This is a genomic window from Caulobacter sp. GW821-FHT12D05 (genome assembly GCF_058807295.1).
This window is the reverse complement of the sequence record NZ_JBXAQO010000001.1, coordinates 467,878-482,698: the sequence shown is the minus strand read 5'-3', so window position 1 is coordinate 482,698 and position 14,821 is coordinate 467,878. Positions and strand designations below refer to the sequence as shown.

Annotated in this window: 14 protein-coding genes; 7 read left to right on the top strand and 7 right to left on the bottom strand. The window is 65.8% G+C overall.

Features of this window, described 5'->3' with window-relative positions; genetic code table 11:
• Nucleotides 1-16 precede the first annotated feature (16 nt).
• Nucleotides 17-1,051, bottom strand: a complete 1,035-nt coding sequence (locus AC1RRR_RS02225; RefSeq protein WP_492810186.1) for an MBL fold metallo-hydrolase — start codon at nucleotides 1,049-1,051, stop codon at nucleotides 17-19.
• A gap of 24 nt (nucleotides 1,052-1,075) precedes the next feature.
• Nucleotides 1,076-1,735, bottom strand: a complete 660-nt coding sequence (locus AC1RRR_RS02220) for a peroxiredoxin (RefSeq protein ID WP_492810184.1) — start codon at nucleotides 1,733-1,735, stop codon at nucleotides 1,076-1,078.
• Nucleotides 1,736-1,879: 144 nt separating this feature from the next.
• Here AC1RRR_RS02220 and pdxR point away from each other — a divergent pair, with 144 nt between their 5' ends.
• Complete coding sequence (gene pdxR / locus AC1RRR_RS02215) at nucleotides 1,880-3,367, top strand: MocR-like pyridoxine biosynthesis transcription factor PdxR (protein ID WP_492810182.1); 1,488 nt, start codon at nucleotides 1,880-1,882, stop codon at nucleotides 3,365-3,367.
• A gap of 246 nt (nucleotides 3,368-3,613) precedes the next feature.
• On the opposite strand, the gene AC1RRR_RS02210 is transcribed toward pdxR, so the two are convergent.
• The 5 genes from AC1RRR_RS02210 to AC1RRR_RS02190 all read right to left on the bottom strand — a co-directional run bounded on the left by AC1RRR_RS02210 (nucleotide 3,614) and on the right by AC1RRR_RS02190 (nucleotide 7,178).
• The gene (locus AC1RRR_RS02210; protein ID WP_492810180.1) at nucleotides 3,614-4,351 is read right to left on the bottom strand and encodes a hypothetical protein; all 738 of its coding nucleotides are present in this window, start codon (nucleotides 4,349-4,351) and stop codon (nucleotides 3,614-3,616) included.
• A gap of 131 nt (nucleotides 4,352-4,482) precedes the next feature.
• Entirely contained in the window at nucleotides 4,483-5,520 is a 1,038-nt protein-coding gene (locus AC1RRR_RS02205; protein WP_492810178.1) for a hypothetical protein, read from the bottom strand.
• Nucleotides 5,521-5,737: 217 nt separating this feature from the next.
• Nucleotides 5,738-6,337, bottom strand: coding sequence for a hypothetical protein (locus tag AC1RRR_RS02200; protein WP_492810176.1), 600 nt, complete (start codon nucleotides 6,335-6,337; stop codon nucleotides 5,738-5,740).
• 99 nt (nucleotides 6,338-6,436) lie between these two features.
• Nucleotides 6,437-6,706 (bottom strand): hypothetical protein, encoded by a 270-nt coding sequence (locus AC1RRR_RS02195; protein WP_492810174.1) that lies wholly within the window; start codon nucleotides 6,704-6,706, stop codon nucleotides 6,437-6,439.
• A gap of 109 nt (nucleotides 6,707-6,815) precedes the next feature.
• Nucleotides 6,816-7,178 carry an Ig-like domain-containing domain gene (locus tag AC1RRR_RS02190; protein ID WP_492810172.1) on the bottom strand — a complete coding sequence of 121 codons (363 nt, stop codon included), beginning with the start codon at nucleotides 7,176-7,178 and terminating at the stop codon, nucleotides 6,816-6,818.
• 396 nt (nucleotides 7,179-7,574) lie between these two features.
• Here AC1RRR_RS02190 and AC1RRR_RS02185 point away from each other — a divergent pair, with 396 nt between their 5' ends.
• From AC1RRR_RS02185 to AC1RRR_RS02160, 6 genes are all read left to right on the top strand, one after another.
• Complete coding sequence (locus AC1RRR_RS02185; RefSeq protein WP_492810170.1) at nucleotides 7,575-8,483, top strand: hypothetical protein; 909 nt, start codon at nucleotides 7,575-7,577, stop codon at nucleotides 8,481-8,483.
• Nucleotides 8,484-8,528: 45 nt separating this feature from the next.
• Nucleotides 8,529-9,992: a radical SAM protein gene (locus tag AC1RRR_RS02180; protein ID WP_492810168.1), complete on the top strand. Its 1,464-nt coding sequence runs from the start codon at nucleotides 8,529-8,531 to the stop codon at nucleotides 9,990-9,992.
• Nucleotides 9,989-10,864, top strand: coding sequence for a GNAT family N-acetyltransferase (locus AC1RRR_RS02175; RefSeq protein ID WP_492810166.1), 876 nt, complete (start codon nucleotides 9,989-9,991; stop codon nucleotides 10,862-10,864). Before AC1RRR_RS02180 ends, AC1RRR_RS02175 begins: the two co-directional genes overlap by 4 nt.
• Before the next feature lie 109 nt (nucleotides 10,865-10,973).
• Nucleotides 10,974-12,176 (top strand): beta-barrel domain-containing protein, encoded by a 1,203-nt coding sequence (locus AC1RRR_RS02170; RefSeq protein ID WP_492810164.1) that lies wholly within the window; start codon nucleotides 10,974-10,976, stop codon nucleotides 12,174-12,176.
• Nucleotides 12,176-14,284, top strand: a complete 2,109-nt coding sequence (locus AC1RRR_RS02165; RefSeq protein ID WP_492810162.1) for a peptidase domain-containing ABC transporter — start codon at nucleotides 12,176-12,178, stop codon at nucleotides 14,282-14,284. The genes AC1RRR_RS02170 and AC1RRR_RS02165 overlap by 1 nt, the downstream gene beginning before the upstream one ends.
• Nucleotides 14,281-14,805 carry a DUF6932 family protein gene (locus AC1RRR_RS02160; RefSeq protein WP_492810160.1) on the top strand — a complete coding sequence of 175 codons (525 nt, stop codon included), beginning with the start codon at nucleotides 14,281-14,283 and terminating at the stop codon, nucleotides 14,803-14,805. The genes AC1RRR_RS02165 and AC1RRR_RS02160 overlap by 4 nt, the downstream gene beginning before the upstream one ends.
• Nucleotides 14,806-14,821: the final 16 nt, after the last annotated feature.

The window sequence follows — 14,821 nt, the reverse complement described above, 5'->3', positions numbered from 1 at the left end:
ATTTGCGGCGAAGATCTTATCCGGACGTGTCCAGACCGTAGCCGCTCTCGCGCCAGGTCTTCATGCCGCCGTCCAGAGCGGTGGCCCTTGTGAAGCCCAGGCTGCGCAGGGTCGCAGCCGCCAGGGTCGATATCTTGCCGAACTCGCAGCAGGTGACGATGCGCATCGTCGGGTCCGGAATCGCCTCGTTGACCCTGAGTTCCAGCTGACCGCGCGGCAGGTGCATGGCCCCGGGGATGTGGCCGGCGTTGAAGGCGCTCTCTTCACGCACATCCAGGATCAGCAGATCGTTGGGTCGGTTGGCCAGGCGGCTGCTCAGTTCGTCCAGGCCGATGAACGGCACGTCGGCGGCGGCCTCGGCCAGCAACTGGCTGACCGTCTTGCCACCGCTCATGTTCGTGCGCAGGGCCTCGGTCAGGTGGGTGGGCGCGGCCAGGTTCAGGTCGCGCATCATCTGCACGAACTCGGCGCGGTCACGCTTCTGAAGGCGCGGGTTCTCGGCGATCTCGTCGCCGATCGTACTGTGCGAGCGGCCCTTGTACTCGTGAGCCGGGAAGACGAGCGTCGATGGGTCGAGGGTCAGCAGCTTGCCGAACAGGCTGTCGTACAGCTGCTCCGGGTCGCCGGTCGGCAGGTCGGTACGACCCGTGCCGCCGATCAGCAGGGTATCGCCGGTGAAGACCCGGTCGCCGACCATCAGGCACATCGAGTCCCGCGTATGACCGGGCGTGTGCATGGCCCGAATGCGCAAGGTTCCGACATTCAGCTGGTCGCCGTCGTCCAATCGCAGCCTGGCGTGCGGCGCGGGGCTGGAGAGGTGCATCACCGTCGTCGCTTCGAACAGCTCGGCCGTCTGCTGCGCGGCCGAGAAATGGTCGGCGTGGGTGTGAGTGTCGATCACGTAGCGCACGCGCAGGCCATCACGAAGGGCCAGGGCCCGGTAGCGGTCGACCTGGCTGATCTCGGGATCGATCAGCACGGCGCTGAACGTGTCGGGGCAGCCGACCAGATACGAACGACAGCCGCCGGTAGCGATTTGTTCGAAGATCATGTCGGCTCCCCCGAGCTTGTCGTCTTACTTGGGCTGGGCGACCACGCGCAGGTAAGGCTTCAGGGTCTTGAAGCCGTCCGGATACTTCTCGCGTGCGGCCTCGTCGCTGATCGACGGCGGGATGATGACGTCCTGGCCCGGCCGCCAGTTCACCGGCGTGGCCACCGTATGCTTGGCCGACAGCTGCACCGAGTCCAGCAGGCGCAGCACTTCGTCGAAGTCGCGGCCCGAGGTCATCGGATAGATCAGCATCGCCTTGATCTTCTTGTCCGGCCCGATGATGAACACCGCCCGCACCGTGGCGTTGTCGGCGGCCGTGCGACCATCCGAGGTGTCGCCCGCGCCCTCGGGCAGCATGTCGTAGAGCTTGGCGACGTTCAGGTCAGTGTCGCCGATCATCGGGTAGTTGACCGCGTGGCCTTGCGTCTCCTCGATGTCGGCCGCCCACTTGGCGTGGTTCTCGACCGGGTCGACGCTGAGGCCGATGACCTTGGTGTTGCGCTTGTCGAACTCGGGCTTCAGGCCGGCCATGTAGCCCAGCTCGGTCGTGCAGACCGGGGTGAAGTCCTTGGGGTGCGAGAACAGGATCGCCCAGCTGTCGCCGATCCAGTCATGGAAGGTGATCTCACCCTGGGTGGTCTGCGCCGTGAAGTTCGGCGCCTCGGAATTGATCCTCAGCGACATGATACGTGTGTCCATTCCAGAAATGCGGTGCGGGCTCGGGCGACGAAACGTTGAGCAAGCGAGCCGCTTCGCCTCAACGTTTAGCCAGGCCACGCTTAGTCGCTTGCGTGGCCATGCGAAATATCCACTTTTGGTCCAATGCGGATGACCACTTCGACACCCACGGGCAAAAGCGACGCGGCGACCTCCCTGTTGTCGGTGGTGCTGGACCGCGACGCGCGCGAGCCGATGGGACGTCAGCTTTATCTCAGGATCCGTGACCTGGTCTTGTCGGGACAGTTGGAGTCGGGCGCAAAGCTACCCTCCAGCCGCAAACTGGCCCTCGACCTGGGCGTTTCGCGCACGGTCACGCTGGCGGCCTACGAGCAGCTGGGCGTGGAAGGCTATCTCGCCTCCCGGCACGGGTCGGGCCACTATGTCCGAACGCTGGACCGCAAGCCGCCTTCCCCGCCCCGCGTGAAGCCCTCCTCCCGTCCGCCTGAGCAACGCACCGAGGCGCCGCGCGGTCGTCCCTTCGATTCCGACGCGCCAGCCAACGACCTATTTCCGATCCGTACCTGGGCCCGCCTGACGGCGCGAGGTTGGCGGCGGGAAGCCGAGGCGGCGATTGGTTTCGATCACTGGGCGGGCTTGCCGTCCCTCCGCGCGGCGATCGCCGGGCATCTGCACGCGCTACAGGGGCTGAACTGCACCGCCGAGCATATTCTGGTGACCGGCGGCACTGGCGACGCGTTGCAGGTCATCACCCGCGCCCTGGGTTCGCCCGGCGCCCAGATCTGGGTCGAGGATCCCGGCCATGTGGGCGCGCGACGGACCCTAAGCCGCGAGGGCCTTGATGTGGTGCCGGTCCCTGTCGACTCGCAGGGGCTGAAAGTGTCGATCGGCCGCCGACTGGCGCCAAGCGCCCGCTTCGCGCTGGTCACGCCATCGCGCCAGTTTCCTTCGGGCGCGCCGCTCAGCCTGCCCCGCCGCGTGGCGCTGATCGACTGGGCCGCCGAGACCGGCGCGATCATCCTGGCCGACGACTACGACAGTGAGCTGCGTTTTTCCGGACGCCCGATGGAGACCCTGTCCAGCCTTGACCGCAGCGGCAGCGTCCTGGCGATCGGCGGCTTCTCGAAGGTCACGTTCCCGGGGCTGCGACTGGGCTACGTGGTCGGCGCGCCCTCCCTGATCGACCGTCTGGCGCAGGCGCGAGCGCGCGAAGGGGCTCCGGTCGCCACCGCCGCTCAGCCCGCCTTGGCCGAGTTCATCGCCGGCGGCGGCCTGGCCCGACATCTGCGTGAGTTGCGACAGCGCCTGGGCGCGCGTCGCCTGGCGCTGGCCCAGGCGTTGGACGCGCGGCTGGGCGATGTGCTGACCGTCGCGCCTCAAGAGGTTGGTACACACCTGGCTGCGGTTCTGAACGCCCCCCTGCAAGGCTGGGAGTCGGACGTGGCCTTCGCGGCCTTCGCCGCGTCGCGAGGCCTTAGTTTGGACCCGCTCTCGACTCACGCCGGCTCGACGGAAGGACGCCAAGGCTTTCTCCTGGGCTATGCCGCTTGGGATGAGGAAAGCCTGGCCGCCGGCGTGGAAACCCTAGCGGGCCTCCTGGCTGAAGGACACGAGCCCGCGGCGACCAGGCCACTTTGAATGTTTCCGCCAGCGGAACCGAAGTTTCCATGACTGCGCCTGTTGCCCCCGTTCGAGGGCCAGGCGGCCTGCTTCGAGGTCGAGCGGACGCCATTTACAGACATTTACGCATCGCCATAAACGCGACCTTCAATTGCCGCCCGCTCGATGGAGCGACGATCCCTTCGCCTTCTAACCGTTCGGGTATGGAGGGTGCGCCAGCCCGTAAAGCGCTACCGCGCTTTACGGGCTGGTCTAAGCCGGACGTCAGCTGTTAACGCCGCAGGCATCAACAACGCAGCTAGCGGTTGGGCAGGTCTCGCCACCGCTGTCGACACCGCAACTGGCAGTGGGACAGGGGTCGATGCCACTGCCGTTCTCGGCCGTACAAATCCAGCCATCCGTATTGCAGGGAATGTAATCGCCTGGGCACGGATCGTCGTAGAAATCGAAGACGCAGGGAGCATCGTCGTAGCATCCGGCATCCGACGGTTTCCCGCCCGCAACCTGCCCGAGCTGATAATCCTTCAACTCCGCGCCAACACGGAGCGCCATATCGGTGCGGAACGCATGCGCCGCGCGCGAATTCAGCCTAGCCTTAAACACCGCGACAGCCGCCAAGGTGTCGCTGTCGGTCGACAGTTGGGCGCTGGCCGAACCGTTGTGGCCTTCGGAGACCTCCAGGGCCTCGCTATCGAAGGCCACCGTGAAGGCCTGCGCCCCGTCCAGGCGAAAGTGGATTACTTCACGCCCGACAACGCCGCCCACGAACGCGGCCTGCAGGACCTCGCCGAAGAAGGCCTTCATCACGGCCGCCGGGCCTGCCTTCTGCTTGAGCGCCTGGTTGAAACCGCCCTCTTCCAGCACCTCCTCGTCAAAGCGGAAGGCGCGCTCGAACTTCTCGAGCGCGAAGATGTTATCGACGCGGATATCCCCTGTCGCGATCGCGGCGCGTGGATCGCGCACCTCGCCCGTCCGAAGCTTGGGCGCATCAATCAGTTTCACCGCTCAATCCTCCTATATCAGGGCTCGTCAAGCTTGACCGCCAAGATAAACTTAAGTTTGAATATCGCAGATATGCAATCTAAAATTTATTACGAGGAGGCGGTCGCGCGTCACGGCTGCCGGCGACCTCGTTACCGCGGCCGGCCGTCTCGCGAGACATCAAGGGCTCGAACGCGCGCCTCCAGCTGCGCGCCGGCAAGCTCACGTGGAAGCGGAAAGTCCGGGGTGAAGGGGCCGATCGCGGCCGGGCGATCGAGCGCGACCTTCTGCAGGGTGCTAAAGGTCCCCAGACCGGACGGCAGTGTGACGGCCCGAACCTCCATGTAGTGGTTCATCGCTCCGGTCGGCCACCCCGCCTGCCGCACGCCAAGCCGACGCAGGGAAGCGACAAACAGCAGGCAGGAGCTGAAACAGGCCTCGTCGGTCAGAACCAGCACCTTGTCCGCGGCCGCGACCTTGGCGATCGAAGGCTCTGGCGGTCGCGCGGTCAGGCACCGAGCCGGAATAGGCCTGTTGAAGGCGCTGCCCGCGTTCAGCGCGGCCTGCATCAGAGCCGCCTCCTCGCCAAGCCCGCGCGCCGCGTTGGGTCGCGAAGACGCCAGGCGCGCGCGATAGGTCTGCAAGGTTTCGAGATTGCCCGGCGAAGCGCGCCAGACCGAACCGCATCCTCCGCTGGGCGCGGCATGAAGCGCCTCGATCGCGGGGCGACCGAAGATCAACGTGATGATCGCGTCGCCGTAATAGGAGTCTCCTCCGGCATTGCCGCGCAGATCGATGATCACGCGAGGCGCGGCGAGCACCCGCGGCAGATTCCCCTGGAGGTCGCGGACGACCCCAGCCGCCCGAGCATCCAATCCGCCGAGCGAGATCCATGCCGCCTCCGCCGAGACGCCCACGCCATAGCCGGCCTCCGCGCCTGGCGAGCTTTGCAATCTCGGCGTCCGATCGAAAGCGCGCCAGGCGATATGCGGATCGGCGAAGCGCCCCGCTAGCCGTTTGAGCGCGCGATCATGATCGCTCCGGTCGCGCGCGGTGGCGGCGGCAGCCAGCGCCTCCCGCCCCGCGTCTCGCAAAGTCTCCACGAAGGCTGTGTCGCCCAGATCGGTCGCGGCAGCCGGGTGATTGTCGGCCAGCAACGTCGTGGCCGCCTCGACGTCGCGGCGCGTCAACGACACCCAATCCACCCCCGACGGATCCGCCCACGCCCGTCCGTGGACCGCCAGGAGGGCCAAGGCGACCAGGGCGCTGATCGCTGGGCCGGGACGTCGCGACATTCGATCCAGGGCTGCGGGACGTCCTTGGGGCGCGCGCCATGGGCGGCCGCGCCTATTCGCAGCCGCCTGATCGGCGAGTTGGCGAGGGCGCAGGCTCACCGCGCGGTACGGCTCAGACGATAAACTGGGTGACGCAGTTCTCAACGGGAGGTGGCGAGTCGGCCCCGCACGAGGCGACCCCGCAGCTGTAGTCGGACCCTTTCCCGCCGGCGACCTGCCCCAGCTGGTGATCCTTCAGTTCCGCGCCCACCCGCAGGGCGGTGTCGGCCTTGAAGGCGCGCGCCGCGCTTGAATTCATCTTGGCCTTGAACACGGCGACCGCCGCCAGGGTGGCGCCATCGGTCGACAGGTGGGCGGTGGCCGAGCCGTTATGGCCTTCGGAAACTTCCAGGTCCTCGCCATCGAAAGCCACCGTGTAGGCCCCTTCGTCCTCGAGATAGATGTGCATCACCTCACGGCCGACGACACCCCCGACGAACGCGGCCTGAAGCACGCCGCCGAAGAAGGCCTTCATCACCGCCGCTGAACCGGCCTTTTGCTTGAGGGCGTGGTTGAAGCCGCCATCTTCGAGCGCATCGTCATCGAAGAGGAAGGCGCGCTCGAACTTCTCCAGAGCGAAGATGTTGTCGACGCGGATATCCCCCGTCGCGAGCGCCGCGCGCGGATCGCGCATTTCGCTCGTCCCGAACTTGGGCGCATCGATCAGCTTCATCACTCAATCCCCTACATGAAAGCCACCAAGTTTGGCGGCAACTACACCTAGGTTTGAATCAATGATATTTGCAATCTTAAATTTATTATCCTCAGCGCCTCATTTTATCGGGACGCGTTCACCCTTGAAGAAGACCAGCAGGGCAAGCACGGCGAACGCCAGGAAGAAGACGGCGAAGAACACGAGAAAACGCTGATCCTTCGGCATGGCCGGCAAGACACGCGAGATCAGAAAGACGGTTCCGGCCGGCGCGGCGATGATCAACAGAAAGGCGATCCAGCCCTTCCAGTTGGCAGGGAACGCCGTGATCCGCCCCGTCATGACCATATACCTGAACCAGGCGTTCGAGGCCTTGTCTGGCGCGGTCATCGCCTCGCCTCCTGCGTGGCGGTGCTGAACGCGGCGACATGGCTCTGAGCCGGTTCGCCCCGTAGGTCCCGGATATTCCAGCGCGCGGGTTTGGAGCGGCGCATGGTCCTCAAGCCCCGGTATGGAAGCCGATCAGATACGGGACCAGCGGATAGCCCTGCTGGTCGGTGAAGTGGTGGTGGGCGGGCGTGTTGAGCCAGAAGGCGTAGAGGCTGCTCGGCGCGAGCACCAACGGCAGCACCGCGACGCGTCCCCCATCGATCAGGCGCGGCGCGCCAGCCAGCTTCGGAGCCGAACCCGGCGCCCATTCCACGACCGACCAGGCATGGTCGGCCATGGCTTCACTGAAGGTGACGCGCAGCTCGCAAGGGCCTGGCGCGACCTCGGTCGCCCCGGTGGGGATCGAGGTCGAGATCACGACCGGGGGCAGGCGCGCCCGGAGTTCCGCGCCGCCGTCGGCCGGCGTGGACACGATCCAATCTGCTTGCGCCTCAACCGTCATGATAAATGCCACCTCTATCTTAGCGCGATCGTTATGCGATCTAAAGTTGCTTTCCACCTTGACACGAGCTAGGCCGTTGTGTCGAGGTGTATCGACATCGAAATCATCTCAAGGGTGCATTTTCAAGCATAGATGAAGCGACATGAGCGGGCGTTCATGGCGATGCGCGATGTTATAAAGTAATAGTGACGTATTTACGAAGGTTTAGCTCGAACAAACTCGCCCACCTCTTGGCTGGCGAAGCGGAGTCCGCGCGCCGAAAGATAACCCAATGCCGAGGATGACATGAAAATTATTGACGCGCCGAGAATTGCTTCAACGAAGCTGCGCGACCCCCGCTCCGCCATCGCCTCCGGTGACATCCGGGTGGACAACCTCATCGCGCTGGAAAAGTTCGACAAGGCTTTCCGTTTTGACGCCCCGGCCCTGGAAGAGGCCCGCGCCGCGCGCGAAGTCAAAACCGGCGCGCGTTCGGTCTTCACCGGCGATGCGGTTCCGTTCGTGTTCGAGTATCTGCTCGACCGCGCCTTCACCGGCGGCGTCCAAGGGCGCGAGGTGATCCAGTTCGAGATCGCCGGCGTCGGCGCGTACACGGTCACGTTCGATGGCGTCGAAATGGAGGTCTCCCAAGGGCGCAGCGACGCGGCGACGGCGCGGGTCCGGACCAACCGCGAGACCTTCGGCCAGATCATCTATTTCAAGTCGCAGATGGCTTCGCACGCGTCGAACCAGACCCGCGAACAGCTCGCCAAGAGCGTCGGCCGCGAGCTCAACGACTACCAGCTCAGCCAGGTGGCCGGCGGCAAGAACTCCGACGACGGCTGCATGAACAACCTTCCCTGCAACGACGACTACATGTGCGTCGGCGACGACGGCAGCTGGGAAGGCTGCACGATGAACGACACCGATGACGGCCACTGCTCGGTGCTGGTCGTGGCCTGCACGACGCAGGGCAATACTTGCGGCTCCGAAGGCTGCTGGACCGAGGGTTACTGCACGACGGACTATTGCGGCACGGCGGGCGCGGGGGTCGATCCGGGCGGCGGCGCGACCGGCTGCGTTGCCGACGGCTGCGTCGGCGCGATGTGCGCCGGCGACGCCTGTGCGATCGCGGGCTGCGGGGTCGACGGCTGCGGCGCAGCGGCCTGCTACGTCGCCGCCTGCGCGGCTGACCTCTGCATGGCGGCGGCCTGCGTCGTTGACATTGCGCCGGGCGACCTGTGCGCGGCTGACGCCTGCCTCGTCAATGTCCTGCCCGGCGTGCCGGGCGTCTAGCGCGCGCATCGCCGGTCAAATTCCTTAGTTCAGAAAGTGGGACACATGCGGCTTGTTCCGTCGAAATACACGCTGACCATCCCGCTGCGGGATGATCGAATGCTGGCCTATAGCAGCGTCTCCCAGGCCTTCGCCCTTTGGGATCGCGAAGACATCGCCGTCTGGGAGCGGGCGCAAGAGGACGGGCTGGACAGTCTGGACCCTGCCGCCGAGGGCTTCGCAACGGCCCGGTTCGTCATGCCCGACATGGTCGACGAGCTGGGCATGGTCCGGGCCGACTACGACAAGAACCGCCAGTCGGAGCGGAGCCTGCAGATCACGGTCTGCACGACGCTCTACTGCAACCTCGCCTGCGGCTACTGCTTCCAGGGCATGGTCAAGCCTTCGACCAAGATGGGCGTCAAGGTGCGCGACGCCATCGTCGACTATGTCCGCGAAGCCCTGCCGCCCGGCGGCAACCTCTCGCTCTGCTGGTATGGCGGCGAGCCCTTGATGGGCCAGGAAGCACTCTTCGACCTAGCCGAACGCCTGGACCAGGTTCGCCTGGAAAAGCGCGCCAGCAAGAGCGGCTCAATCGTCACCAACGGCTACCTCTTCACGCCTGAAGTCGCGCGCCGCCTAGCCGAAACCGGCGTCTCGGTCGCCCAGATCACGCTGGATGGTCCCGCCGAGGTGCACGACGTCCGCCGCCCCCTGCTGTCGGGGCGCGGGTCCTATGAGCGCATCCTGGAGAATATCTGCGCCGTGGCCGCGGACGCGCCGCCGATCAATATCGTCATCCGAGTCAATGTCGACATGACCAACCAGGCGGCGGTCTACGAGATGCTGCAGGACCTCCACGACCGCGGCCTGAGCCAGAAGAAGCGCGTCTCAGTCTATTTCGCGCCTGTCGAGGCCAGCACGGTGGACTGCGCCAGCTGCGAATCCTCCAACCTTCAGAAGGAAACCTACGCCAAGTTCGAGATCGAGGTGCAGCGCGAGGCGGCCAGGCTCGGCTTGGCTTCCGCTCCGCCTGGCGGCAAGTATCTGGGCCTGTGCCAGGCGGTTCGCCCCAAGAGCATCGTCGTCACCCCAACCGGCGACGTTCACAAGTGCTGGGACACGGTCAACCAGCCCGAACTGCGCCACGGCACGATCTTCGACATGGCCAAGGCCGAGAAGAGCAAGCCGGCTCAACGATGGGCCGCCTGGTCGCCGTTCAACAATCCGGTCTGCTCGGACTGCAAAATCCTGCCGATGTGCGCTGGCGCCTGCGCGTTCAAGACGGTGCACAACGACCAGCAATCCGGTGAATCCGGCCTTCCCTGCCCCAGCTGGAAGTTCAACTTCGCCGAACGCATGTTCATGCGCGCCGAACAGAAGGGGCTGGTCACGCGCGACGACTGGATCGAGGGCGTGTCGGGCACCTCTCGCAACGGTCGCCGCATCACCGGCGAGCGCCATAGCCTGGACAGCGTCTCGGCCGCCGCCCAGCGCCTGGAAGAGGTCCTGTCCCTGCAGCCCGCATGACGCCTTCGGTCCTCTTCGCCGATCCTCATAGCCTACCCGCCCTCGACTTCACGTGCCTGACCTATCCGAGCATGGCCGCCCTCCTGCGCCGTCCCGCGCCGGGGGGCGTCCTGGCCGTCGGTCTGGTCGCCACGATCGAAGGCGAGCCCGTGGCGGCGGGCCTGGCCCTGGGTAGACGCAGCGCCGACCAGGCGCGCCTGCTCTCGGTCTCCATCGCGCCCTCGCTCCGGGGCCAAGGCCTGGGTCGCGCCCTGGTCGACGCCTTTAGAAGCGCCGCCGCGCGCCAAGGCGTGGCGACAATATCGGCCGAAGTGCCGCTGTCGGCGCGCGCTGAACGCGACCTTGGCGATGCGGCGGTGCGATCGGGGTGGCGGCGCGTGGGCCCGACCACCGTGACCGTCAAAGGGGACCCCGCCCAACTCTCCGCCGACCTGGGCGGCGCGCGCCTGACCCCGCCCTGGGGCCTGGAGGCCTGGCGCGAGGATCGGGCCTCGCCGGACTGGGCCCCGACCGCCTTGGCGCCGCACCGCTTCATTCCGGCCGCGCCGGACGCAAAACCCTGGATCCCCGAGTTCAGTCTGGCGCTGACCCACGCCGGCGACCTGGCAGGATGGATCATCTGCCACGCGATCGAGGACGGCTGGCTGCGAGCGACCTCGAGCTATGTCAGGTCTCAGCAGGGCGCTGACCGCGCCATCCTGTCGGCTTGGCGCACAGTCTTTCTGCGCGCCGCCGGCCGCGGCTGGCCTTCCGTGACCTTCAGCACCGACGAGCGCTACCCGCGGATGTTCGCCTTCTGCAAGGTTCGCGGCCCCCGTCACTTCGAATGGTGCGGCCTGGCGGCGGAACATCGGATCCAGGCCGATGGTTGAACCGGTAGCCAAGGAACCGACCATCCTGGCCCGCCGCCGGATCGCGCCGCGCGAAGGCCAACCGGAGGAGCCGACCAGCCTCTTCCGCCAAGAAGCGCTGCAGCGGCGATTGGACATTCTCAAGCCCCGCCCCGTGGCGATCGTGCCGCTCGGGTGGCATTTGGTTACCGGCTGCCTGCTGCTGATGTTCCTGACGGCGCTGGTGTTCCTGTTCGCGGGCCGGTTCGCCCGCAAGGAAATGGCCATGGGCCTACTGCGGCCGATATCAGGCGAAGTCGTCATGACCGGCGAACGCGGCGGGGTGCTGTCGGCGCTGTTCGTCAAGGAAGGCCAGACGGTCGCCGCCGGAGCGCCGTTGTTCGAGGTGCGCACCGAGGCCGCGCTCATCGGCGGGGCCTCCCAGCGGCTCGAGGAACTTAGCCTGCTGAACGAGCAGGATGGGCTTCTGGCGGCTCAGCAAGCCAGCGCCGATCGCAACCTGGCCACCGAGCTCGCCCTCGTCCATCAGAGAGGCGACGTCGCCCGCGCCAAGATCGAAAACCTTTCGGGGCAGATCGCCACGGCTGCCTCGCGTCGACGTATCGCCGAGGAACGCGCCTTGATCGGCGACAAGCTTTTCAAGCAGGGACTGGTGGCGGCCGAGGAAGCGCGCCGGCGCGCCGATGCGGTCCTGGCCGCGCAGCTTCAGGAGCAGCAGCTCATGGCCGAGCTCACCACGGCCAAGGCGGACGTCAGGGGCCAGCCGCTGGAAATCAGCCGGCTGCAGGCGCAAGCGCAGATCGAACGCCAGCGCAATGCCGCGGCCGCCTCGCAACTGAAGGAGCGACGCCTGTCCGTGGCGCAGGAAAGCGGCTATCGCACCCGCGCGCCGATCGCGGGCGTGGTCAGTGGCCTGCGCATCACCACGGGCGCCAAGATCCAGTCGGGCGAAACCGTGCTTTCGCTGGTCCCCGAGGATGTCCCGCTCATCGCCGAGCTCTATGTTCCCTCGCGCGCCATCGGCTTCGTGCGTCCAGGCGACCAAGCGCGGCTGCTCTACGACGCCTTTCCCTATCAGAAGTTCGGGGCCGGCCGAGGGACGGTGATCAGCGTTTCGCGCAGCCCGGTCCGTGTCGAGCCGATCACCACCAACGCCGCCGCCGAGCCCGTCTACGCCGTCCGCGTCCGGCTCGACACACAGACGGTCTACGGCTTTGGCGCCGAGAACCGTCTGCGGCCCGGCATGAGCCTGAAAGCCGACCTGATCCTGGAGAAGAGAACTTTGTTCGAGTGGCTTTTCGAACCGATGATTTCCAGCGCCGGTCGCATGTGATGTCGCAGCAGCTTCCCTGGCTGGATTTCAGCATCGTGCCAGACTTCAAGCTGATCCGGCAGGCCGAGACCTCGGAGTGCGGACTGGCGTGCCTGGCCATGGTGGCCAATCACCATGGCATGCGCATCGACATCGCCAGCCTTCGACGCGACTATGAGGTTTCCGCACGCGGCTCCACGGCCAGGGACCTGGCCATGACCAGCGATGGCATGGGCCTGAGCAGCCGTATCGTTCGCTGCGAGATGGACGATCTTCTGAAGTTGCGCCTGCCCGCGATCCTGCATTGGAATCTTGGCCATTTCGTCGTGCTCTACAAGGTCGGCCGCAAGCGGCTATTCATCGCCGATCCGTCCGCTGGCCTGGTGGGCATGAGTCTGGCGGAAGCCTCGCCCCACTTTACCGGCATCGCCATGGAGCTGGCGCCCACGCCCCGCTTCGAGCGCAAGGCCGCCCAGCGCCCCTTAAGCGTCGACAAGCTGGTGCGCCTTACGCCCGCGCTCTCCATGGCCTTCGCCCAGTGCTTCCTGCTCTCGCTGGTCCTGCAAGCAGCGGTGCTGGCGATCCCCCTCTACATGCAGATGGTGATCGACGAGGGCCTGCAGAAGGGCGATGTCGACATTCTCACGCTGCTGTTTTGCGGGGTGGTCGCGGTGAACATCTTCTCGGCGGTCGTGTCGCTGATGCGCGGCTACGCCACCCAGTTCATCACCCAAGTCCTGTCGTTCGACATGATGTCGGCTGTGTTCCAACATCTGATCCGGTTGCCGCTGAGCTATTTCCAGAAGCGGCAGGTCGGCGACCTGCAGCAGCGGTTTCGCGCCCTGGCCCCGATCCAGCAAGCGATCGGCTCGGGCGCCGTGACGGCGCTGATCGACGGCCTGCTGTCGGTGGCCGCCACAGCCATCATGCTGGCCTACAGCTTGAAGCTGACCCTCATCGTCTTCGTCTTCGTGCTGATCTCGGTGGGTCTTCGTGTGGCGACCATTCAAACAAACCGGAATGTCGCGGGCGCGGCGCTGGCCGCCGAGGCGCGCGAGCAGACCCGCTTCCTCGAAACCCTGCGAACGATCGCGACGATCAAGGTCAATGGCGCGGAGCGCGAGCGCGAGGATGTCTGGCGCAGCAACGCGGCCGCGACGGTCAACGCCCAGATCCGCCGCGGAAACGTCAACCTCGCCGTCGTAACCCTCAACCAGGCCATTTCCGGCGTCAGCGACGCCCTGGTCATCTTCCTGGGCGCAAAGATGGCGCTCGGCGGCGAGCTCACCGTTGGGGTGCTGACCGCGTTCCTGGCCTACAAGTCGCAGTTCCTCTCGCGCGTCGGGGCTCTGGTCGACCAGATCATCGTCTTTGCGCTGCTCGACGTTCAGCTCGAGCGGGTCGCCGACATCGTGACAACGACGACCGAGCAGAACCTGGAAGCCTCCGACAAGGCCGACCAACGGCTGCAGGGCGAAATCGAGTTCAAGAACGTCGCCTTCCAGTATTCGCCGTTCGACCGCCACGTGCTTGACGACGTCAACTTCAAGGTGGCCGCGGGCGAGTTTGTCGCGATCACCGGTCGTTCGGGTGGCGGCAAATCCACCCTTTTGAGGCTGCTGGTAGGCTTGAGCGCGCCGACATCGGGCCAGGTCCTCATCGATGGCCAACCGTTGCAGTCGCTAGGGGCGCACCTGATCCGCCGGCGCGCCAGTTTTGTGATGCAGGATGATCAGCTCTTCGCCGGCACGGTGCTGGACAACATCACCCTATTTGCGCCCGAACCCGATATGGACCAGGTCCGCTGGGCGGCCGAGGCCTCGGCCATCGACGAGGACATCGCCAATCTGCCGATGGGCTATGCCAGCCTGGTGGGCGACATGGGTTCGATGCTGTCGGGCGGCCAGCGCCAGCGCCTGCTGATCGCCCGCGCTCTCTATCGCCGCCCGCAGATACTGATCATGGACGAGGGAACCTCGCACCTGGATCTCGAGCGCGAGACGAGGATCAATCGCGCGCTGAAGTCTCTGAACATCACCCGCGTGGTGGTCGCCCATCGCCCCGACACGATCCGCGCCGCCGATCGCGTGTTGGTTCTGGAGAATGGAACCTTGAGGCCGCTACAATGACTTCCGACCGCAAAATTCTTCATCGCGCGCCGGACCTTGCCTTCGTCAATGGCTCAGTCGACCCTGTTCAGAAGAGGCCGGAGTTTCACACCGTCTTCAACGCGCCCTTCGAGCTATCCTTGGACCAGATCGGACGGCGCTTTGCTTACAACGCGCGTCGACGTGGTCTCTTTGATGGCCTATGCGCCTATGTCGCCGCAGTAAGGGCGCTTGACCGGCCTCCCCTCCTGCAGGTGCTGGGCGGAAGCTTTTTTGATGACAAGGACTATCCAGGCGACGTGGACCTTTCGAATATTGTGTCGGGCGATCTCGGTCCTGAGGCTCTAGCGCTCTATTATGACCGTGACTTCACACGCTCTGTGTTCGGCGTGGATATGTCGACCACTAATCTGACCGGCGACGCCGTGCGCGACAGCATCGTGCTGATGCGCACGGCGGCTTACTATTCGCACCGGCGGGACGGTGTGCAGCGGGCCATTTTCTTGCTTACGGACCGCGCCGCGTCCGGGGCTCACGGCTAGCCCGTTAAGCGCGGAG

Coding starts and splice junctions, on each gene's coding strand:
- AC1RRR_RS02160 (WP_492810160.1), top strand. CDS start 14,281: ATGACTTCCGACCGCAAAATTCTTCATCGCGCGCCGGACCTTGCCTTC.
- AC1RRR_RS02175 (WP_492810166.1), top strand. CDS start 9,989: ATGACGCCTTCGGTCCTCTTCGCCGATCCTCATAGCCTACCCGCCCTC.
- pdxR (WP_492810182.1), top strand. CDS start 1,880: ATGACCACTTCGACACCCACGGGCAAAAGCGACGCGGCGACCTCCCTG.
- AC1RRR_RS02225 (WP_492810186.1), bottom strand. CDS start 1,051: ATGATCTTCGAACAAATCGCTACCGGCGGCTGTCGTTCGTATCTGGTC.
- AC1RRR_RS02220 (WP_492810184.1), bottom strand. CDS start 1,735: ATGTCGCTGAGGATCAATTCCGAGGCGCCGAACTTCACGGCGCAGACC.
- AC1RRR_RS02165 (WP_492810162.1), top strand. CDS start 12,176: ATGTCGCAGCAGCTTCCCTGGCTGGATTTCAGCATCGTGCCAGACTTC.
- AC1RRR_RS02200 (WP_492810176.1), bottom strand. CDS start 6,337: ATGAAGCTGATCGATGCGCCCAAGTTCGGGACGAGCGAAATGCGCGAT.
- AC1RRR_RS02180 (WP_492810168.1), top strand. CDS start 8,529: ATGCGGCTTGTTCCGTCGAAATACACGCTGACCATCCCGCTGCGGGAT.
- AC1RRR_RS02195 (WP_492810174.1), bottom strand. CDS start 6,706: ATGACCGCGCCAGACAAGGCCTCGAACGCCTGGTTCAGGTATATGGTC.